The sequence below is a fragment of the Acinetobacter sp. CAU_H_S139_7 genome (assembly GCF_058599305.1).
In genome coordinates, this window is the sequence record NZ_CM178651.1 from 3,029,222 (window position 1) to 3,050,163 (window position 20,942).

General features: G+C 42.6%; 24 protein-coding genes and 1 pseudogene. 17 read left to right on the forward strand and 8 right to left on the reverse strand.

Annotated elements, in window-relative coordinates:
• The first annotated feature begins 6 nt into the window (after nt 1–6).
• The 4 genes from metX (at nt 7) to rdgB (ending at nt 3,078) form a co-directional block, all read left to right on the forward strand.
• Nucleotides 7–1,167 (forward strand): homoserine O-succinyltransferase MetX, encoded by a 1,161-nt coding sequence (metX, locus tag AC4MC0_RS14710; RefSeq protein WP_125273957.1) that lies wholly within the window; start codon nt 7–9, stop codon nt 1,165–1,167.
• On the forward strand, nt 1,167–1,760 hold the full coding sequence (gene metW, locus AC4MC0_RS14715; protein ID WP_004979039.1) for a methionine biosynthesis protein MetW: 594 nt from the start codon (nt 1,167–1,169) through the stop codon (nt 1,758–1,760). The genes metX and metW overlap by 1 nt, the downstream gene beginning before the upstream one ends.
• Entirely contained in the window at nt 1,757–2,347 is a 591-nt protein-coding gene (locus tag AC4MC0_RS14720) for a tetratricopeptide repeat protein (protein ID WP_004692440.1), read from the forward strand. The genes metW and AC4MC0_RS14720 overlap by 4 nt, the downstream gene beginning before the upstream one ends.
• A 104-nt stretch (nt 2,348–2,451) precedes the next feature.
• Nucleotides 2,452–3,078: an RdgB/HAM1 family non-canonical purine NTP pyrophosphatase gene (gene rdgB, locus AC4MC0_RS14725; protein WP_126038238.1), complete on the forward strand. Its 627-nt coding sequence runs from the start codon at nt 2,452–2,454 to the stop codon at nt 3,076–3,078.
• 119 nt (nt 3,079–3,197) lie between these two features.
• On the opposite strand, the gene AC4MC0_RS14730 is transcribed toward rdgB, so the two are convergent.
• A complete protein-coding gene (locus AC4MC0_RS14730; RefSeq protein WP_335997697.1) occupies nt 3,198–4,082 on the reverse strand; it encodes an AEC family transporter in 885 nt (294 codons plus the stop codon).
• 158 nt (nt 4,083–4,240) lie between these two features.
• Here AC4MC0_RS14730 and tatA point away from each other — a divergent pair, with 158 nt between their 5' ends.
• The 4 genes and pseudogenes from tatA (at nt 4,241) to AC4MC0_RS14750 (ending at nt 8,182) form a co-directional block, all read left to right on the forward strand.
• Entirely contained in the window at nt 4,241–4,465 is a 225-nt protein-coding gene (gene tatA / locus AC4MC0_RS14735; protein WP_005400828.1) for a Sec-independent protein translocase subunit TatA, read from the forward strand.
• Nucleotides 4,466–4,483: 18 nt separating this feature from the next.
• Nucleotides 4,484–4,733 (forward strand): annotated as a pseudogene (gene tatB, locus AC4MC0_RS14740) (Sec-independent protein translocase protein TatB); the annotation flags it as partial.
• A gap of 208 nt (nt 4,734–4,941) precedes the next feature.
• Entirely contained in the window at nt 4,942–5,727 is a 786-nt protein-coding gene (gene tatC / locus AC4MC0_RS14745; protein ID WP_335997696.1) for a twin-arginine translocase subunit TatC, read from the forward strand.
• 196 nt (nt 5,728–5,923) lie between these two features.
• Nucleotides 5,924–8,182 (forward strand): PhoX family protein, encoded by a 2,259-nt coding sequence (locus AC4MC0_RS14750; RefSeq protein WP_335997694.1) that lies wholly within the window; start codon nt 5,924–5,926, stop codon nt 8,180–8,182.
• A gap of 42 nt (nt 8,183–8,224) precedes the next feature.
• Here AC4MC0_RS14750 and AC4MC0_RS14755 read toward each other — a convergent pair whose 3' ends face one another.
• The gene (locus tag AC4MC0_RS14755; RefSeq protein ID WP_335997692.1) at nt 8,225–9,007 is read right to left on the reverse strand and encodes an NRDE family protein; all 783 of its coding nucleotides are present in this window, start codon (nt 9,005–9,007) and stop codon (nt 8,225–8,227) included.
• 93 nt (nt 9,008–9,100) lie between these two features.
• Here AC4MC0_RS14755 and lgt point away from each other — a divergent pair, with 93 nt between their 5' ends.
• The 3 genes from lgt to AC4MC0_RS14770 all read left to right on the forward strand — a co-directional run bounded on the left by lgt (nt 9,101) and on the right by AC4MC0_RS14770 (nt 10,769).
• Entirely contained in the window at nt 9,101–9,913 is an 813-nt protein-coding gene (gene lgt / locus AC4MC0_RS14760) for a prolipoprotein diacylglyceryl transferase (RefSeq protein WP_004979021.1), read from the forward strand.
• A gap of 100 nt (nt 9,914–10,013) precedes the next feature.
• Complete coding sequence (locus AC4MC0_RS14765; protein WP_335997689.1) at nt 10,014–10,397, forward strand: AzlD domain-containing protein; 384 nt, start codon at nt 10,014–10,016, stop codon at nt 10,395–10,397.
• A 3-nt stretch (nt 10,398–10,400) separates the two neighbouring features.
• Complete coding sequence (locus tag AC4MC0_RS14770) at nt 10,401–10,769, forward strand: hypothetical protein (RefSeq protein ID WP_151835538.1); 369 nt, start codon at nt 10,401–10,403, stop codon at nt 10,767–10,769.
• A gap of 39 nt (nt 10,770–10,808) precedes the next feature.
• On the opposite strand, the gene AC4MC0_RS14775 is transcribed toward AC4MC0_RS14770, so the two are convergent.
• Nucleotides 10,809–11,318, reverse strand: a complete 510-nt coding sequence (locus AC4MC0_RS14775; RefSeq protein WP_087011366.1) for a CHAP domain-containing protein — start codon at nt 11,316–11,318, stop codon at nt 10,809–10,811.
• Nucleotides 11,319–11,845: 527 nt separating this feature from the next.
• On the opposite strand from AC4MC0_RS14775, the gene thyA reads away from it, so the two are divergent.
• The 5 genes from thyA to msrA all read left to right on the forward strand — a co-directional run bounded on the left by thyA (nt 11,846) and on the right by msrA (nt 15,592).
• Nucleotides 11,846–12,688, forward strand: coding sequence for a thymidylate synthase (gene thyA / locus AC4MC0_RS14780; RefSeq protein ID WP_004692464.1), 843 nt, complete (start codon nt 11,846–11,848; stop codon nt 12,686–12,688).
• A gap of 116 nt (nt 12,689–12,804) precedes the next feature.
• A complete protein-coding gene (locus AC4MC0_RS14785; RefSeq protein ID WP_058868893.1) occupies nt 12,805–13,317 on the forward strand; it encodes a dihydrofolate reductase in 513 nt (170 codons plus the stop codon).
• Nucleotides 13,318–13,343: 26 nt separating this feature from the next.
• Nucleotides 13,344–14,396: an Lnb N-terminal periplasmic domain-containing protein gene (locus tag AC4MC0_RS14790; protein WP_335997682.1), complete on the forward strand. Its 1,053-nt coding sequence runs from the start codon at nt 13,344–13,346 to the stop codon at nt 14,394–14,396.
• 95 nt (nt 14,397–14,491) lie between these two features.
• Nucleotides 14,492–14,950, forward strand: a complete 459-nt coding sequence (locus AC4MC0_RS14795; RefSeq protein WP_335997680.1) for an META domain-containing protein — start codon at nt 14,492–14,494, stop codon at nt 14,948–14,950.
• Between the two features lie 114 nt (nt 14,951–15,064).
• Nucleotides 15,065–15,592 carry a peptide-methionine (S)-S-oxide reductase MsrA gene (msrA, locus tag AC4MC0_RS14800; RefSeq protein ID WP_005400840.1) on the forward strand — a complete coding sequence of 176 codons (528 nt, stop codon included), beginning with the start codon at nt 15,065–15,067 and terminating at the stop codon, nt 15,590–15,592.
• Between the two features lie 57 nt (nt 15,593–15,649).
• On the opposite strand, the gene AC4MC0_RS14805 is transcribed toward msrA, so the two are convergent.
• The 5 genes from AC4MC0_RS14805 to AC4MC0_RS14825 all read right to left on the reverse strand — a co-directional run bounded on the left by AC4MC0_RS14805 (nt 15,650) and on the right by AC4MC0_RS14825 (nt 19,319).
• Nucleotides 15,650–16,054, reverse strand: coding sequence for an ExbD/TolR family protein (locus AC4MC0_RS14805; RefSeq protein ID WP_004692473.1), 405 nt, complete (start codon nt 16,052–16,054; stop codon nt 15,650–15,652).
• Nucleotides 16,054–16,677: a MotA/TolQ/ExbB proton channel family protein gene (locus tag AC4MC0_RS14810; protein ID WP_004692475.1), complete on the reverse strand. Its 624-nt coding sequence runs from the start codon at nt 16,675–16,677 to the stop codon at nt 16,054–16,056. The genes AC4MC0_RS14805 and AC4MC0_RS14810 overlap by 1 nt, the downstream gene beginning before the upstream one ends.
• Nucleotides 16,678–16,696: 19 nt before the next feature.
• The gene (locus tag AC4MC0_RS14815; protein WP_005400841.1) at nt 16,697–17,464 is read right to left on the reverse strand and encodes an energy transducer TonB; all 768 of its coding nucleotides are present in this window, start codon (nt 17,462–17,464) and stop codon (nt 16,697–16,699) included.
• A gap of 215 nt (nt 17,465–17,679) precedes the next feature.
• Nucleotides 17,680–18,546, reverse strand: a complete 867-nt coding sequence (purU, locus tag AC4MC0_RS14820; RefSeq protein ID WP_004692478.1) for a formyltetrahydrofolate deformylase — start codon at nt 18,544–18,546, stop codon at nt 17,680–17,682.
• Between the two features lie 71 nt (nt 18,547–18,617).
• The gene (locus AC4MC0_RS14825) at nt 18,618–19,319 is read right to left on the reverse strand and encodes a TetR/AcrR family transcriptional regulator (RefSeq protein ID WP_335997676.1); all 702 of its coding nucleotides are present in this window, start codon (nt 19,317–19,319) and stop codon (nt 18,618–18,620) included.
• 116 nt (nt 19,320–19,435) lie between these two features.
• Here AC4MC0_RS14825 and AC4MC0_RS14830 point away from each other — a divergent pair, with 116 nt between their 5' ends.
• Entirely contained in the window at nt 19,436–20,884 is a 1,449-nt protein-coding gene (locus tag AC4MC0_RS14830) for a coniferyl aldehyde dehydrogenase (protein ID WP_335997674.1), read from the forward strand.
• Nucleotides 20,885–20,942: the final 58 nt, after the last annotated feature.

Here is a 20,942-nt window from a genome sequence, read left to right on the forward strand (position 1 = left end):
ATTCCTGTGTCTTTTCCTGCTGACTCCGTGGGTATCGTTACTCCACAAAAGTTTACTTTTGAAGAGCCCTTAGAGCTCGAATGCGGTCGTATTCTTCCTCGTTATGAATTGATGGTTGAAACCTATGGGGAACTCAATGCAGATAAATCCAATGCGATTTTAATTTGCCATGCACTATCAGGTCATCATCATGCTGCGGGTTACCATCATGCTGACGATAAAAAACCGGGTTGGTGGGATGCTTGTATTGGCCCAGGCAAAGCGATTGATACTTCAAAGTTTTTCGTGGTTGCACTGAACAATATTGGGGGTTGTAGCGGTTCAACAGGGCCAACTTCGCCAAACCCTGAAAATGATAACCGTCCTTATGGTCCTGACTTTCCTTTAGTCACCGTTCGTGACTGGGTTAAAACCCAAGCTATTTTATCCGATCATCTGGGTATTCAAATCTGGAGCGCGGTAATTGGCGGTTCGCTAGGTGGTATGCAAGCCTTGCAATGGTCGGTTGATTATCCTGACCGTTTGCAAAAATGCGTGATTATTGCCAGTGCTCCGAAACTGTCTGCTCAGAATATTGCCTTTAACGAAGTCGCACGTCAGTCAATTTTGTCTGATCCAGACTTCCATGATGGTCGCTATCTTGAAAATGACAGCTATCCAAAACGTGGCCTAATTTTGGCACGTATGGTCGGTCATATTACCTACTTATCTGAAGAAGCCATGAAGCAGAAATTTGGTCGTGACCTAAAGTCAGGCAAATTTATGTATGGTTTCGATGTCGAGTTCCAAGTCGAAAGCTATTTGCGTTATCAAGGTGAGCAATTTAGCCGTAACTTTGATGCCAACACTTATCTGATTATGACCAAAGCTTTGGATTATTTTGATCCTGCGCGTGAATATGAGCAGTCTTTAGTTAAAGCCATGTCACAGACCAAATGTCAGTTCCTTGTGGTGTCCTTTACCACCGACTGGCGTTTTACCCCACAACGTTCACAAGAAATTGTGGATGCACTGATCACCAACCACAAACCGGTGAGCTATTTAGATATCGACGCTGAACAAGGCCATGACTCATTCCTGTTCCCGATTCCTTTGTATGTAAAAGCATTACGTGCATTTTTGGGTGGTTCTGAACACCTTCAAGCAACATCTCAGGAGGCTGTGTAATGCGTATTGATCATCAACTGGCAGAAAAATGGATCAAACCTGATTCCAGCGTACTCGATTTAGGTTGTGGTGACGGTGAATTACTGGCCCATATGAGCAAAAAGCACAATATTCGTGCATATGGACTGGAAATTGATCAAGAAAAGATTGCAATTGCGGTCGGTCGCGGGTTAAATATTATCCAACAAGACTTAAACTTGGGTTTAAGCCGCTTTGCAGACCAGTCTTTTGACTATGTCGTTATGGCACAAGCCTTGCAAGCGGTAGATGCACCAGATGTTTTATTACGTGATATGGTGCGCGTAGGGAAACAGGCGATCATTACTTTTCCTAACTTTGCCCATTGGAAGACCCGTTCTTTCTTGGCACTGAAAGGAATGATGCCCGTTTCTGAAGCTTTGCCGTACATGTGGTATAACACACCCAATATCCACTTATGTACTTTCCGTGATTTTGAAGCACTTTGTGCGGAAAATAACATCAGAATTATTAATCGACTCGCTGTAAATGGGGATCAACAAGATAGTTTACTCAGTAAACGTCTCCCGAATTTGTTTGGTGAAGTCGCAATTTATCGAGTGAGCGCTCTATGAAAAAACTATTCTTAAGCACGACACTATTGGTTGGACTTTTGAGCATTCAAGCTCATGCAGATTATGTTTCCCCAACCACGTCTGTTGCGAGTCAAGCTGCACAATATTCTGTTATGGATATCAATAGCTTAATTAAAGCAGCAAAAGCGGGTCAGCCTGCTGCGCAGTTCTATCTTGCAACCAAGTATCAACAAGGTAAAGACATCTCTGCAGATGAACGACAGGCCTTTGCTTGGTACAAAGCAGCTGCAGATCAAGGTCTTTCGGCCGCTCAGCTAAATGTTGGTCGTATGCTTGCAGATGGCTTAGGCACTAAAAAAGATGAATCTTTAGCACGTCAATACTTTGAAAAAGCAGCCAGCCGTGGTGATAACCGCGCAAGCTTTAACTTAGCCATGATGGAAGAGCAAAAGAAAAACTACATGGGTGCTTATCAATGGTATGAGCTTTCAACCCGTGATGGCATGCTCGATAATAAAGTGATTACGCTTTCTGAAGGCAAGAAAACAGCCTTGGCGGCAAACTTAACACAAGATCAAATTCGTCAAGCACGTGACCGTGCAGACAAGTGGATTCAAGCTCAATAAGCTTTTATTTCGATACTCAGCACCTTCGGGTGCTTTTTTATTGCCTATCCATGAGTCGGACTTGTTAAAATAACCGCATAATTTTTAAAGCATGGATCTTTCACATGGCATCAACTGATTGGTTATCTCAAGGTACGTTAGTCCTCGCAAGCAATAACAAAGGCAAAATTGCGGAATTTGAAAAATTATTTGCAGAGCTCAACTTACCTGTTGAAGTGATTGCTCAAGGTAAATTGAATATTGAAGATGCCATTGAAGATGGTTTGAGCTTTGTCGAAAATGCGATTATTAAGGCACGTCATGCATCTAGAATTTCTGGAAAACCAGCCATTGCAGATGACTCTGGGATTTGTGTCCCAGTTTTAGGTGGTGCACCGGGGATTTACTCTGCGCGTTATGCAGGTGAACACGGCGATGATGCTGCCAATAACCAAAAACTCTTAGCTGAACTCAAGCCACTGCGTAAAGACGGTCAAGCAATTGAAGGCATGTTTGTATGTGTTTTAGCGTTAGTACAACATGCCGATGATCCTCTGCCGCAAATTTTCCAAGGCATTTGGAAAGGTGAAGTACTCGAGGCTGCACGTGGTGAAAATGGTTTTGGTTATGACCCGCTGTTCTGGTTACCGGAGTTAGGGCTTTCAAGTGCAGAAATGAGCAAAGAAGAAAAAAATAAAATCAGCCATCGTGGTCAGGCGATGCAACTGTTTAAAGCCAGTTTAGAACAATAAAAACCAAGCTGCGCAATGTTACCCATTCTCCCCTCGGGGAGGACGACGGCGAAAGATTTTTCATATTCTCCTCTATCGCCCTTGCGCAGCACTACGCATCTCCAGCTAAAAGTGAGTGCTTAGATCACAGCAAATACATGCAGCAATAAACCATAAATACTCACCACGACACAGCTGATGATCGTACCTGAAGCAATGTATTTTGCCGATGTGCCTGTACCCTGATAATGCGTTTCCAAAGCCACAATATTGGCTGCTGGCGGTAAACAAAACAATAAGAACATGACCCCAATATATTGTTCAATATTAGGAATAGCGAGATAACGATAACTTAACCCACACAGCACCACGCCGCATGCCAATTTTAATAAAGCCGTTTGACTACTTTGCCACAGATCCGCTTTCTCAACTTTGGTGTGCCTCAACCACATGCCCAATACACACATGCCAGAGAAGCTCATACCAAATTTGGCTGCACTATAAATCACATCAATCAGATCATGCTGTGACCAATGTTGCACCCCAACGAAACGAAAAATAAGGGCCAAAATCAAAGCAATCACGGGTGGAGCAAAGAGCACTTTTTTTAAAATAAATGAAAAAGGTAACGGTGTTTGGCTCACAGCCGTAACTGCCCAGAGATTGCCAAAAATAGAGCCACCGATGTATAGCGCCACCATTGCTGGACTAATTTCTGTGCCAAACAACGCAATCGCAAAAGGAAAGCCTAACCATGCCATATTGACATAACTAAAACATAGGGCGCTTAATTTATTCTTTGAAAAGTATAAGAAAAAGTAAAATAAGAGCACTGCCACGACAAAACTGAATAACATCAGACTAATGCTACCAGCCTGATAAAACACCATGTTGTAGACAATAACAATCGGAATAAAGCAACGCGCTAAAAGACTTGAAAAGCCTGTTTTCAACCGTGTTGCCAATGGGGTGGATGCAAGGAATAAACCACTAAGAAAAGCCAACAGAGGGAGCAGCAACGTCACTTCAATATCCTTGAAATTTCACCGAATCATCATACACTGCTTTTTCTCAAAATCTGTGCAAATCGATCGTTTTGTCTTGAAATTGAAACATCATCGTCACCGCAATGTCACACAAGCCTGTTGATATAGGGAAAACGAAAAATGATGAGGATCTACCCATGGCGGGACTATCAATTTGGCACGTACTCATTTTTGCAATTGTGGTTATTCTTCTTTTTGGTACAGCCAAACTTAAGAACTTAGGTAAAGATGTGGGTGGCGCGGTCAAAGATTTTAAAAAATCAATAAAAGATGATGAGGCGGAAGCGGCGCAACTCAAAGAACCTCGTACGATTGAACATCAAGCCAATAGCAGTGATGTCAATTCGACAGTAAAACACTAAGGCTGAGGGTTTGAGATTATGCTCAATATTGGAATGACAGAACTGCTGATTTTCGGCATCATTGCATTATTGGTGCTGGGTCCTGAGAAACTTCCAGAAGCTGCGCGTTTTGTTGGAAAGTGGTATGGCAAAGTAAAACGTATGGTCAGCAATGTTCAAAACGACATCGACCGTGAATTGCGTTTATCTGAATTACGTGAACAAATGCAGCAAGAAATGGCACGTATTCAAGAGCTTGAAGCAAAAATGCAGGCTCAGATGTCTGAAATGAAAAATGAAAAAATCTTTGATGATGCAAAATCATCGACAGACTCAAAACAGGCATCTTTAAACAACTTACAACAGCAGTTTTATCAACCTGTTGAAAATACAGAAAAACAGTGCATGGTACGCATCCCTAAAGCGCCAGTACGGACTGCATCAGCATCTATCTCCCCCATTCAAAATACAATATATACTGAAATGAAGGTCGCGGTATGAGTCAGCCCAATTCTACTCAGCTTCCTCATTTAGCGGTGAAGTCTGAGCAACCTGCATTAGAAGAAATGCCAATTACCAAGCACCTGATGGTGCTGCGTAAGCATCTTTTTAAAATTGTCGGGTTAATTATTGCCTTATTCTTTTGTTTATTGCCTTTTGCCAATCATAGCTACCAAATGCTATCTGAACCCTTACGAGCACAACTTCCAATTAGCTCATCTATGATTGCAACGGATGTTACTGCCACCTTTATGGCGCCATTTAAACTGAACTTTTTTGTGGCGTTGCTGATAGCGATGCCATTTATTTTTTATCAGCTTTGGGCATTCGTAAAACCTGCACTATATGAGAAAGAAAAAAGTTTGGCCTTACCTTTGTTGATTGGCAGTATTTGTCTGTTTTATACTGGCATCAGCTTTGCCTATTTTGTTGCACTGCCGTCAATTTTGCATTTTTTCATCAGTGTGTCGCCGGAAACGGTTGCCCCGATGACGGATATTAATAGCTATCTGACCTTTTGTTTGAAGCTGTTTTTGGTGTTCGGGTTTACCTTTGAAATTCCAATTATTACCCTATTACTGATTTTAATTGGTGTGGTCAGTACCCAGCAGCTGGTCGAGAAACGCCGCTTTATTATTGTGGGTTGCTTCTTTGTGGCAATGTTTGTAACACCCCCGGATGCCCTATCAATGATCATGCTGGCTGTCCCGATGTGGCTGCTGTTTGAACTGGGTTTACTGGCAGGAAAACTGATTGAGAAACGTCGTTTAAAGACTGAATAACAATAACCAGCCAAAACAAAAAAATATCGATTTACTCAGGCAGCTCTGGCTGTCTTTTTGTTTTTTAAATTTAAATAAAATACTAATTTATTTAACTTTAATGAAATATTTTCTTAGGATTACTGTCATATCCCAAGCTTAAAGTATTGAAAACCTCTACACCACCAAGCACTTATTTTTAAATTGGGACTTTTAAATGAACAACTATGAAATGATTCCGTGTCAGGATCTGACCCAAGATTGTAACACTTCAAATAATACGCATTTTCAAACGATTCTTGATCAACATATGAATCGTCGTGGTTTTATTGCAAAAACTACAAGTGGGGCAATGGCATTAGCATTTGCAGCAACAGTAAGTGGTTGTTCAGATGATGATACTGATTCTGGTACTCCTGACGGTAATCCAACTACACCGCCAGACACCACTAACCCAGATCAACATGCATGGAGCGATCTAAAAGCACGTCCGAATAAATTAACCTTTGAACCTGTGAGAAAAAATATAGCGAACTTCTTCAGTGTTCCTGCAGGCTACCAGCTGAAAGTGTTATATGCAGTAGGTGATCCTATTGTAAATGACCCTGCTTATCCAGAAAAAACCGATGCTGTACTACCATCAGGTGCATCTTATCAATTCCGTGCCGGCGATAACCATGATGGTATGAGCTTCTTCGGTATGCATCCAACCAATAAAAATTATGCTGCCAAAGAATCAACACAAGGTTTACTTGTTCTAAACCACGAATACCTACAACTATCTCAGCTCCATACACCAGAAGGTACAAAAGTCATCAATGGCGTACGTCCAGAAGATCAGGTACTCCGTGAAGTGAATGCGCATGGTGTTTCTGTTATTGAGATCAGCAAAGATGCAAATACACAAGACGTTAAAATCAACTTAAATTCTAAATTTAACCGTCGTATTACTGCCGCAACTGAAATGGAAATCCGTGGTCCAGCGCGCGGTTCTGATCTGGTTAAAACCCGATTCTCTCAAGACGGTACTTTAACACGTGGTACCTTTGCCAACTGTGGTAATGGTTATACGCCATGGGGAACTTACTTAACGGCTGAAGAAAACTGGGACGGTTATTTCGCTCGTCAAGCCAATGACACACGTGCCATTGCAAAAGAAGAAATTGCCTTATCACGTTATGGTCGTGGTGGTGCTGATGCCCTTTCTTCGCAATATTTATGGAATACTCCAATTGCCGAGTTAACTGGTGACAAAGATCTGTATGATCGTTGGGATATTTCAGTTAAAGGTGAAAACGCGCTAGCAGACTACCGTAATGTCATGAATACGTGTGGCTTCATTGTAGAGATTGATCCATTTAGCGCGACTACACGTCCAGTTAAACGTACTGCACTGGGTCGTTTTGCACACGAAGATTGCCGCTGTAGTAACCCTATTCCGGGTCAGCCATTAGCGTTCTATATGGGTGATGATGCGACCGGCGAATATATCTATAAATTTGTTTCTGAAGCAGTCTGGGATCCGAAAGACGTCAATGGTGGTTATACCGCTGGTGATAAATATATGGATAAAGGGACATTATATGTCGCTAAATTCAATGATGACGGTACAGGTGAATGGTTAGAACTGACTCATGGCAAAAATGGTTTAACTGCTGCCAATGAAATCTATCCATTTGCAGGCCAAGATGACATCGTCATCAATGCCCGTCTTGCGGCTGACCATGTTGGTGCGACCAAAATGGACCGTCCAGAATGGGTTGCAGTGAATCCCGAAAATGGTGAAGTCTATGTGACGCTTACCAACAACAGTAACCGTGGACGTGCTTACCCAACCGATGCAGCCAACCCACGTAGCTACATCGACTTTATAGGCCCGTCAGCTAGCACCTCAGGAAACAGGAATGGTCATATCATTCGTTTCAGTGAAGCTAAAAACACAGTTAGAGCGACAAGTTTTGCTTGGGATATTTTCCTGTTCGGTGCAGAAGCACGTGCTGCCTCTAACATCAACCTGTCAGGTCTGGATGATTTAAATGACTTCTCCAGCCCGGACGGCATGTGGTTCGATCCGCGCGGGATTCTGTGGATTCAGACCGATGATGGTCAGTACACCGATGAAACCAACTGCATGATGTTAGCAGCACTTCCGGGTAAAGTCGGTGATGGTACTAAAGCAATTGCTTCCAGTACCAAAGCTGAAGGTCAGGAAACCTTTGTCGGTGCCAAGCTGAATAATGATCGGGTTCGCCGTTTCCTTACAGGCCCTTCAGGCTGTGAAATTACCGGTGTGACCATGACACCAGACTACAAAGCGATTTTCGTAAATGTCCAGCATCCAGGGGGCGCATGGCCCGCCAACCAAAGCGATCGTTATAGCCGCTTAGGTAAAGTACCTCGTTCTGCAACCGTAGTCATCACCCGTAAAGATGGTGGTGTAATCGCTGGCGAAGCATTAGAAACAGCAAAAGCATAATCTAGCGACAATAAAAAATGCCGACACCATGTCGGCATTTTTTTATAGCTTAAAGAATACCGTCTGTTCCGTGATTTTTCCTTTACACTCACCCTGTTGCTGCTTTTCAAGCCAAGACCATTGTTCATGGGTCATGCGCAGGAAGTTAGAACAGCGTGTCCCATAAATAGGGCTTTGAATAAAGGTCGGAGACAGTAATTCTTCCATATCCTGACTGATTCCAGTTTGCGGCAACAAGTCTGGAATAATCTTGCGTTCATCCTCCAAAATATCCCAAGCCGTTGTCTCTAAATCACTTTGTAAGATATGGGATTGTTGCAACATCGGTAAGAACTCTTGGGTAAAGCGCTTACGTAAATGTTTGGTTTTTTCCCAATGTTCAGTCATCAAACCATTCGACACCACATACACGCCTTTCGGAAGAACCTGTGGTGCTTCACCTCGATTGCTCATGTAGACCGCCTGATGCCGATCCCCCATAAAAAGATTAAAGCCCGCATAGTCGCATTGTTTTTTCTCTAAAGCTTGTGCAAAACGAATCGGGGTTTGTTCAGACTCCAAAAAGGATTGAATCAAATGTCCACGAGACGTTGGATAGCTGGTTTGATCCTTTCCATCGCGAAAGTTAGTTAAAACTGCCCAACGTCCTGTTGGCGTTATCCCCATCCATGTGCCGCCAGACTGCAAATCTTGCCCTGCAATAATCGGGCTATTTTCCCATTGCTTTAAATGGCTCGAAGGGCGCTGATAGAACTCATCTCGATTTGAAATCAAACACAATGGCATCTCATCCAAGACCTGCCATGCTATTGCCACAATACACATAAACGATACTCATCATCTTTACACATTGAATGTACAACATTTTTCATCTCTTTCAGCTAAAATCTGTTCAAAACATAATGACTAGGAATATGCATGCTGACCTATCCAAATATTGACCCCGTTGCAATAGCACTTGGCCCTTTACAAGTCCATTGGTACGGACTGATGTATTTATTGGCCTTTTTGTTTGCTTGGGGACTTGCAAGCTACCGCGCGAAAGAACGTGGTTGGACACCTGATATGGTCTCCGATTTGATCTTTTATGGCGCTCTAGGTGTGGTTATTGGTGGTCGTGTCGGTTACGTCTTCTTTTATGGCTTTGAGCAATTCCTTGCCAACCCAATTTGGCTGTTCCAAGTCTGGACAGGCGGCATGAGTTTCCACGGCGGCTTCTTGGGTGTAATGCTTGCCATGCTGTTCTGGTGTAAGAAATACAAAATGACTTGGTTCCAAACCCTCGACTTTATTGCGCCATGTGTCCCTACAGGGCTCATGTTTGGTCGTATTGGTAACTTCATTGGCGGAGAGCTTTACGGTCGCCCTGTTGCAGATCCAAACTTTGCACTGGGTATGATTTTCCCAACTGACCCGCTACAGCTAATTCGCCATCCCTCTCAGCTCTATCAGGCTTTTTTTGAAGGGTTATTGTTATTCATCGTACTGTGGTGGTTCAGTTCAAAGCCACGTCCTCGCATGGCGGTTTCAGCGTTATTCCTGATCGGTTATGGTATGGCCCGCTTCATCGTCGAGTTCTTCCGTGAACCTGACAACGGACAGCTGTTCATCGCATGGATGAGTAAAGGTCAATTCCTCAGTCTGCCAATGATTTTGGTCGGCGCGTGGATGATGTGGTATGCCTATCAAAAGAAAATCTATGATTGGGGTCCACAAAAGAATAATGGCTAATCCGATGAGCGGATAAAATATTGGGGGCTTCATTGCCCCCTTTTTTAGGACCAAATTATGCTAAAGTGACATATGTTTGGTTTTTAAATGCATCATTCCCATGCTCGAATTTTGGTTTAATCCCTCAATTTCTATTCTTAAAAAATTACTTATTTTTATCGCAATTGCTGTTGTAACAGGTGTGTTGTATTGGATGGAACCCCTGAGCCTCAATTCCATTTTAATGTTCTTGGGTACTGGGATTGTTTTTCTGATTTGTCGTTACTGCAAAATTCACTTTGCGGCCAAAAATACTACAGGTTTTTTATATCGTCTACTGACTTGGATTCCAATTGCCCTACTTTTGGCACTGATTTTTATGAATATTAAAGATGGTGAGCTGCTGATTCCAGGTGCACAAGGGATTGGTTTTATGGCGCTGGGGATTTGCCTATTTTCCCCTCTATCTCTTTTGCATAGCAATACTCAGCCTGAGTCCAAATAAACCATGTTGAACTTTTGGTATTCTGAACGCTGTAGCCGTCAAATTAAACTCATCGTTTGTATTGCCACTTGCGTGATGATTTTTATGGCAGCACAAGTTCAACAGCTTGGCGCGATTTTTATTGGTTTGAGTCTAGTGATTGGCATTGCAACGCATCTGCTACGCGGTGTGCAATTGAAGATTGCTCAGGACAATCCGTATCGTGAAGGCTTTTCGCGTTTGGTTATTTTTATGCCCCTAATTGCCCTGATTTGTTTGCTCGGCTATTTACCCGCTCAAGATAAAATTGCGCTTGCGCTCCAGTGTATCGGCTTTAGTGGAATTGGTTTATTTTTAGTCTCGATTCACGCGCAGCGTGAAAAAAGAGTTTAATCGGGATGCGGAGTTGCTCTACATCCCGTCAACATCTGCTTAATCCATTCGATAATAGCTGTAGTTCACATTTTGGTTACGATAAACCGCATAACCACTTTGTTTAAAATCAGAAACCCAGCCATTGCCTGAATAAGCGGCAATATGTCCATAACGGTTCTTTGCAGTACGGTCGATAATATAAATATCGCCTTTTTTAGGCTGATCAAAAGATAAGTTGATTTTACGATAACCAATGCTGGTTAAGGTCTTCCCCCAATCTGCCGCAGCCACAGGATGGCTCTTGAAGCGTGCACCCGCAGACTCTAATCCAATGCGAATACTTTTAGCACATTTTTGGGTGCTGGTTTGACGGGTAATATTTCTTAAGAAACCTGTAAATTTTTCAAGATCCACACGCTGATGGTTGCTAATGGCCCTTTCTCGTGCCTGCTTCGAGCTTAAAATATCCGAAGCGGTGACATTTCGCTCTGACTGAGAACGTATTATGATATTGGTTTGCGCAGGCGCATAGACGTCATTCATATTTACGTTTTGATCATAAGGCATACTAAAACCAACTCTCCTCCCAATCATTAGGGGTGTGCAACTTTTCGAGTTCGAAATACTAACCGCTCAGCATTGAACTTTCATGTCGTAAATGTAATATTTTTTTTCAAAATGCAACACAACCTTTCTAAAGTTTTCTTTTCTCTGTACTTTTTGAAACTTAAATTAACTAAAAAAATTTACCCCTTACCCAAGTCCTTTTTCGGCTTAAGCTCAAATTTTTCAACATTGGCTAATGAAGTCCTTAGATATGGAATGGATTGCCCATCTAAACGGCTATCTATTTAGATTCGATACAACTCAATTATTGCAGTTTAAATCCTGCACAAAACCACTTTAACCTGGTTCTCTGTAATAGCTTTCACATAACTTTTATATGAGTAATCATCTTGCCTGACTTACTAATCTCGGGTGCGCAATAAGGCACAATTCAGTATAATCATCCGCAGATTTTATAATTTAGAGTGGAAAGAACAGGCACTTCTATTAAGAGGTCTGTTCCCCCAAAGTGTTTATTTGAGAGTTTTATGAAAACGTATTTAGACCTGCTACAACACATCCTCGATCACGGCGGTGATAAAGGCGACCGTACTGGTACAGGTACGCGCTCAGTATTTGGTCATCAAATGCGCTTTGATCTTTCTCAAGGCTTCCCTTTATTAACCACTAAGAAAGTGCACTTTCGTTCAATCGTGATTGAACTGTTGTGGTTCTTAAAAGGCGATACCAATGTGCAATATTTACAAGATAACAAAGTCAGCATTTGGGACGAATGGTCAACTGCAGAACAAACTGCGCGTTTTGGTCGCCCAGAAGGTGAACTGGGGCCGGTGTACGGACATCAATGGCGTAACTTTGGCGCAACCAAAAAAGCCGATGGTTTGTATGAAAAAGATGGTTTTGACCAAATTGCTTGGTTAGTCAATGAAATTAAAACCAATCCAAACTCACGCCGTCTGATTGTATCGGGTTGGAATCCACAAGAAGCTGGGCAAGTCGCCCTTCCTCCGTGCCACACCCTCTTCCAGTTTTTTGTCCATAACGGCAAACTGTCTTGTCAGCTCTATCAACGCAGTGCCGATGTTTTTCTAGGTGTGCCTTTTAATATTGCCAGTTATGCGCTACTCACGCATATGATCGCGCAAGTCTGCGGTTTAGGCGTGGGTGACTTTGTCTGGACGGGTGGTGATACGCATTTATATGCCAACCATTTTGAGCAAGCAAAGCTTCAGTTAAGCCGTGAACCTTTAGGGCTGTGCCAACTGAAACTCAATCCAGCGGTTAATGATATTTTCGACTTTAAATTTGAAGATATCGAAATCGTGGGTTATGAATCACATCCCGGGATTAAAGCACCGGTTGCTGTTTAAAGCAGATAAAGCCGAATTCAATCTCGCCTTGAATCAGCGGGATTAAGGTTTACCCATAGATATTCTTCCTCTCCTTGAGGAAGAATAAGAAATATGACCCAACATTTGAGCGCGTTATGGCCTTTCAAAACTTAGAAGTTGTACATGTAGTGGCAATGGATCAGCAACACTGTATTGGTAAAGGCAATGACCTACCTTGGCATATTTCAGCCGATCTAAAACACTTTAAAGCCATCACCCAAGGTGGTGTGGTCATTATGGGCCGTAAAACGCTGGAATCGATGGGCCGTACTTTACCCAAGCGTGTCAATTGGGTCATTACTCGCGACACTTCTTGGACTTTTGACGGTACAAAGGTGGCTTACAGCATCGAAGAAGCTTTAGCGCAAGCTGTTGCCGATGTTCAAGCTTCAGAAAAACCAAACAGTATTTTTATCATTGGTGGCGGTGAAATTTTTAAACAGACCATCGACATTGCGGACCGTTTAGAACTCACGCATGTTGAACTCGATGTGCAAGGTGATGCGCATTACCCTGCCATTCCAGCAGCATTCAAAAAAGTCGCATCAGAACAACATATTGATGACAAAACTGGAATTGCTTTTGAGTTCGCAACCTATCAAAAATAAAGCATATTCTTTTTGCTAAAAGCACGATGCACAACATGATCAAAATAGAATTTTGGCGGACACTGGGCTTTGGATTACTCCACACCCTGTTTAGTATTTTTGTCTTGTTCAGTTCAATTTGGCTGTGTTTTGCATTGTGGATTCAAGAGCCTTTGGGCTGGTTGGTCAGCCGTATTTTTATTGGGATCTGGATTGCTTTTGCACTCAGCATTTTGGGTATCTATATCACCCAAAGCTTTTTTGGTCGTCGCCTCGATATCATTCTTTATCTCCTTGGCTTTTTACTGGCGTTGTCTTGGTATTTTAGTTTAGATGCTCGCCAAGACCGCGACTGGCAACCTGAAGTAGCAAAAATCTTGCATTATGAAAAACAAGGCGACCATGTCACCCTTCATAATGTCCGCAATTTCACATGGCACCCTGACGGCTCCTATACTGAACATTGGGATACCCGCTCTTTCGATCTAAATCAAATCACTGGGGTCAATATCATTACCTCATACTGGATGGGGCCACAAATCGCGCATACTTTGGTCAGTTTTGATTTTGCCAATACCGCACCGCTGACCTTTTCCATTGAAATTCGCAAAGAGAAAAATGAAGAATTTTCAGCGATTGGTGGTTTTTTTAGAAAATATGAGCTGAGTTTAGTGGCCTCAGACGAACATGATATTGTCTATACCCGTAGCAATATTCGTCATGAACAAGTCTATTTCTTTCCTGTTCGCCTCGGACAGGCTGAAAGTAAAGCACTGTTTGTAGAGTATTTACATAAGGCAGACGAGCTCGCCAAGCATCCTAAGTGGTATAACACCCTCACCAGTAATTGCACCACCTTGGTGTTTGATATGGTTCAAGCCGTTTCACATGACGCTTTACCAACCGACTATCGTATTTTAGCCTCAGGTTATTTGCCGAATTATTTGTATGATTTAGGCGCGATTAGCCCACAGTGGAATATGAAAACATGGTATCAAAAAGCCTATATCAACCCACGTGTAAGCAAAGAAACAGAGTTAACCAGTCGTGAGTATTCACAGCTCATTCGTCAGGGCCTACCCGTTGACCAAACACGCTAAAGTCTGCAACGAAAAGCTGCAAGTTAAAACTGGCAATCAAGGACAAAATTTGCTTTGATAGTTCAGACGATACATCACAATAAGAGTCTGATCCCATGTTAAAAAAACTGATTGCGAGCAGTCTTTTAGCGAGTAGCTTAATCATGACTGGCTGCCAAACTACACCACCTCCATCCGACACCATTGAAATGGCCAACATTCAACAACTCCAGCAACGGACTTGGATTTTGACGCAAATGGGCAATACCGAAATTAAAACAGCACCCAATGAACGTAATATTCCAAGCCTTCAGTTTTCAGCTGATAACCGCATCAGTGGTGCAGATGGCTGTAACCGCATTATGGGCAGTTATACCGTCGGACGCGATACGCTCACCTTGAGCCAGCTCGCAACCACCCGAATGGCCTGTATCAATAACAGTGCTGTCCCGCAACAGTTCCAAGAAACGCTGGCAAAAGTGACGCATTACCAAGTATTTGGTAAAACTCTGAAACTGCTCGATCGACATGGTAATTTGCTGCTACAGTTTGGCTCTGCCATTCAACCACGTTAAATTGTTTCTATAAAAAGCCTGTAATCACAGGCTTTTTTAATCTGTAACAGACAACATTGTACTGAACAAATCAGCCCTTATATAAACAGATATAAACACAATTAGGATTTTAAAATGCAACAAGCACTCTTTGGTGGTGGATGTTTTTGGTGTGTAGAAGCGGTTTATTTAGAGCTTCAGGGCATACATAAAGTGACCAGTGGTTATGCAGGTGGAGATACCGACAACCCAACGTATGAAGACATTTGTCGTGGCGATACCAACCACGCCGAAGTTATTTTAATTGATTTTGATGAAGCTCAAATCAGCTATGCTCAGCTGCTCGATGTGTTTTTTGCCACTCATGATCCTACGACACTCAACCGTCAAGGCAATGATGTCGGAACACAGTATCGTTCAGTCATTTACTATTTTAATGATGCACAACGTGCTGACGCAGAGCAAGCGATTGCCGACTTAAAGGCAGAAGGTCTCGATATTGTGACCGAACTCAGTCCTGTACCGACGTTCTATTCGGCTGAAGACTATCACCAGAACTTTTACGCTCGTAACCCATCTCAAGGCTATTGCAACTTTGCCATTCCGCCAAAACTAATGAAGCTGCGCTCTAAGTTTCAGGCTTTATTGAAAGACAGCAAATAACTCAATAATTCACCATAAAAAAAAGCGACTTCAAGAGTCGCTTTTTTTAACATCAACTTAGTTATCGCTTACGAAAGCAATATCCGCCAGTCCAGCTTCACTCGCACGAGACATGACTTGTGCGACCATATCGTAACGAGATTCTTTATCTGCACGAAGTTGAACCGTTGGCTTGGTTTCCAACTCACCCGCTTCATTAAAACGCGTTTGTAGTTCTTCCAAGCTAATCACTTGATTATCCCAAGCCACTTCGCCTTTTGCATTAATGCTTACCGTAATGGCTTTAGGTGGAGGATCTACAATATCAGCTGTCGTTTTTGGTAAAGTTAATGGAATTGATGGGTTGGCAACGGTCGCTGTCACCAAAAAGATGATCATCAAAACCAGCATAATATCGATCAGCGGAATGAGGTTCATCTCATTCATGCCAGCATCGTTATCGTCACCCAATTGAAAAGCCATTAAGCTTGACCTCCAACTAAACCTTGTTGAGTCGCTTTACTTTCTACTGCCGCAGGTGCTGAGTCTTGTTGCAACATGGTATCAATGAGCAAGCCGTGTGCTTGGTCTTGAAGCTCATGTGCCAAAGTACGGTTCACACGTGCACAGATGTTATATGCTAACACCGCAGGAATCGCGACAGCCAAACCTAAACCCGTCATGATCAATGCTTCACCCACAGGAGTTGCAACTTGCGCTAAGCCTGCTTGACCACTTTTGCCAACAGCAACAAGGGCATGGAAAATTCCCCATACTGTACCGAACAAACCAACGAACGGTGCAAGCGATGCAATGGTACCTAGAACTGAAACACCTTTCTCAGCATTCGCTTTTTCAGCAGAAATTTGACGAAGGAGTGCTTGTTCTGCAACTGCTTTACGTTGTTCAAAGTTCAGTACAGCAAACTTTGATTTTAACTTAGCTAAAGCTTGTGAAAGTTGAGCATAAGCTTGTTGTTTCAATTGACGTGTACCCATGATACGTAAAACAAAGATGGTCCACGTTGCAATCGACATTGCCAACAAGATGAAATACAGTGTTTTACTGACTGCATCAGCATGTTGCCAATAAACTGAAAAGTTCATACTCGAACTCCTGATAAAGTTAGCGTTTTGTATTCAATTCTAAATCAAATGGTTGCTCAGCCCGAATTGGATAAGCCACACCATTTTCTTTATAAGGTTTAAATTTAGCGCCTTTGACAGCTCTTAAAATCTTTTCATCTAAAGCAGGCACACCACTTGAGCGCGTAATACGGGCATTCACAATCGACCCTTTTTCATTCGCCTCAATCAGCACCACGACTCGACGGTTTTCACCTTGTAAATCTTGATTACTATAAACTGGTTTTGGAGAGCGGCTCCATTGCACACCTGAACCACCAATCGACACCGACTTCGGTGAAGTATCGGCAGGTTCAGCTTGAGTAACAGGTTTCGCTTGCTCTGGTTGCACGACAGGTTTTTCGACTTTTTTCTCTGTAATCGTCGTGGTGACTGTCGGTTTTACTGGAGTTTCGGTTGGTTTAACAACCGGTTTAACCACTTCTGCTTTTTTAACTTGTTGAACCTTTTCTACCTTTTTCGGTGGGGTCGGTTGTGGTTTTTCCACAATCTTCACTTCCTTCGGCTTAGTCGGTTCCTTTTTCGGTTCTTCCTTCGGCTTAGGCGGTAGCGGTTTTGGTGGTTCTTGAATTTTAACGAAGCGAACCTTCAATGGTTCTTTTTCAATCGGTTTGAGTTCAGGAGCTTTCATGTGGTTCACTGCCCACAATACGCCCATATGGCCCACGACAACCGCGATCAAAGCAGCAAGAACTTTCTTTTTCATCGGGTTGGGAGTCTGCATAGGAGAAATAACTGTTGAACTCATTAAAATCGGTGACCTAATTTAAGCGAAGTGGCCACTGGGTTGGTTTCCACTATAACGCTTATCGGTTAGTACAATAAAGTAGCGCAATGATAAATGAGAAGTGTTTTCATTTGCAACTATTAATTTGTCACTTTTTATGGTTTTTTCTAATCATACCTAAACAAAAAAGGCATACTTAATGTATGCCTTTTTCAATCGTGCTTGCAACCAATTTTTTATTGGAAAACGACTGTTTTGTTACCATCAACAATAATACGGTCTTCTAAGTGCCACTTCACTGCACGTGCCAAGACATTACGTTCAACATCCTGACCCAATTCACGTAATTGATCAACCGTAAAGTCATGGTTCACACGCTCTACATCCTGCTCAATGATCGGACCTTGATCCAGATCCGCAGTGACATAGTGCGCAGTTGCACCAATGAGTTTTACACCTTTTTCATGCGCTTGCTTATATGGGTTTGCGCCAACAAAAGCAGGGAGGAATGAATGGTGAATGTTGATCACTTTCATTTCCCACTTCTCGACAAATGCTTCATCTAGAATTTGCATGTAACGCGCAAGTACCAATAAATCATTGCCTTGCATTAATTCATCAATTTCAGCATAAGCTTCGCGTTTGTTGTCCTTCGTTACAGGGACAACTTCAAACGGAATGCCAAAGTTCTCAACCGCTTCACGTAAAGTTTCGTGGTTAGAAATCACTTTGGTAATTTCGCACGGCAAACCACCACGCGCATGACGCCATAACAACTCAAGTAAAGCATGATCTACTTTAGACACCAAAATCCCGACTTTTTTCACGTCGCTGACCAGCGCCAAACGCCATTGCATTTCATAACGCTCTGCTACATTTGCAGCAAAAGTTTGAGTGATGCTTTCTTTACGAGACTGTAAATTGTCTAGTTCAAACTCAACACGCATAAAGTAACGTCCGCCCTGAGCTTCAGTCGCGTATTGATCAAGCGCAGTAATATTCGCGCCTTGATGATACAAAAAGCTCGATACAGCTTGCACGATCCCTGGCTTATCTTCACAAGTAATCAGTAAACGTGCCGTGTTAGCAGTTGTCATATTCATGTCAGTTTAAATCAGTAAAATGAAAATCAAGCCGAGTATTCTAGCGCTTTTTACTCAGCTGTCAAAATACCTTATGGCTTATCATCCGATTTAAATGACGCCAAGCTCGAAAACAGTTCAGATGACCCCATCGTATCCAACAAGCGCTCATACGTCTCACGACTTTCACCACGCAAATAAGCCCCTTCTAAGAACACCATTTGACGGAGTGCCTGCCAAACCCACTTTTCTTCTAATGTATTGGAGTCAGTGATATGACCCGACATATAAAGGAAGTTGGTCCAGTTGGTCAGTACAATCCATAAATTGATAATCAGAGCTTCAATTTCAGACGACGTCATTTGCATCAGACCTGCATCAACAAAGGCCTGATAAATTTTTTGCCCTTGTTGCATCACTTGCCCTGCAAAACGCGGATACATCTTACGGAAGTCTTCATTGTTTTCGACCAAATGATAGACATCACGGTGTAAAAAGCGATAAGCCCATAACTGGCTGCTCAGCACCTGAAAATAACGAATTTTATCATTGGCATCTAACAGACGGTCATCTGGCAAAGCCAGCATCTGTAGCGTTTCGCCTTGATACTGTTCCATGAGCTCTTTGATAATTTCACTTTTATTGCGAAAGTGATAATACAAATTGCCCGGACTCATATTCAATTCAGCGGCAATATGATTGGTCGTAACAGAACGTTCTCCACGCTCGTTAAAAAGCTGCAAACTGAGTTGCAAAATACGTTCTTTGGTTTTCAACGTTTTAGTTTGAGACATCCTAAAATAACCATTCATTCAGTGCATTAGAAGACTAACACATAAAGTAACTTGACTAATTAGAGTAATTACTCTAAAAATTAAACATAAATTGAAATTTGAAATGGTAGTGCGGCATGAACAGTCAAACAAAAACAACTTCATTGACACCACATTCTTATGATATTCAGCACCTACATGATGTGCTTGAACAGCAAAAGCACGCTTATTTACGTTATCCATTGCCAACCGCAAAAGAGCGTATTGACCGTTTGGCACGACTTAAGCGTATCTTAGTTAAGTATCAAGATCAATTTGCAGAGGCAATTAATCAAGACTACGGCAACCGTTCCACCAGTGAAACCAAAATTGGGGAATTACTCACCTGCCTTGAACACATCAAATATTATAGCAAGCATTTAACCACGTGGATGAAACCCTCGAAACGTCACGTTTCCATCATTCACCAGCCAGCTAAAGCATGGGTGCAATATCAACCTTTAGGTGTGATCGGCATTATTACCCCATGGAACTATCCTTTATTACTCTCGATTGGCCCCCTGATTTGTGCTTTGGCGGCAGGCAACCATGCCATGATCAAGATTTCTAGTTCATCAGGCAACTTTGGTCGCATCCTTGAAAAAGCGCTCTCTGAAGCCTTTCCTCAAGAGTTAGTTTCCGTGACCAATGGCGGTGGCGCGATCTCGGATGCCTTTTGTCGTTTGGCTTTTGACAAACTGATTTTCACAGGTTCAACCAACGTCGGTAAAACCGTTATGGCTGCTGCGGCAGAGAACCTCGTTCCACTGATCCTCGAACTTGGCGGAAAATCACCAGTATTAGTACATCCTTCTATTCATTTACGGGATGTTGCGCAGCGGATTGCCGCAGGGAAACTATGGAATGCAGGTCAAACCTGTGTTGCACCTGACTATATGTTCTTGCCTAAAGGTAAAACTGCCGAGTTCATTGAGCACTTCCGCGAGTGTGTGGAAGAGATGTATCCCGACATTCTGCATAATCCAGACTACACCTCGATTATTAATGACCGCCAATACAACCGCTTACAAGGTTATCTCGAAAATGCACGTGAGCATGGAGCACAGGTGGTTGAAATCAACCCAGCCCATGAAACCTTCTCCGATACACGTAAAGTGCCCCCTACACTGTTAACTGGCGTCACGCCTGACATGCGTATTATGCAAGACGAAATCTTTGGACCACTGCTGCCGATCATGGAATATGATCAAATAGACGATGTTATCGAGTTTATTAATAGCCGTCCGCGTCCACTTGCATTATACTACTTCGACTTTGATCAGGCGCGTGCAGATTATGTTGCACAGCGTACTCATTCAGGGCATTTCGGACAAAACACGGTTTTGACCCATGTCGCACAAGACGATTTACCATTTGGTGGCGTTGGTGCATCAGGTATGGGGAAATATCATGGTCCAGAAGGTTTCTTCAGTTTGTCGCATGAACGGTCAGTGATGTCGAATCCCAAGTTATATAGCTTGAAATTCATTCTCCCACCGTTTAACAAACCAATTCACAAGTTGATTTCAAAGACCCTTCTTCGCTAAATGATCAAGGCATGACCTATCGCACGGGTTCATGCCTAGTTTTAATGAAAATCGCTTG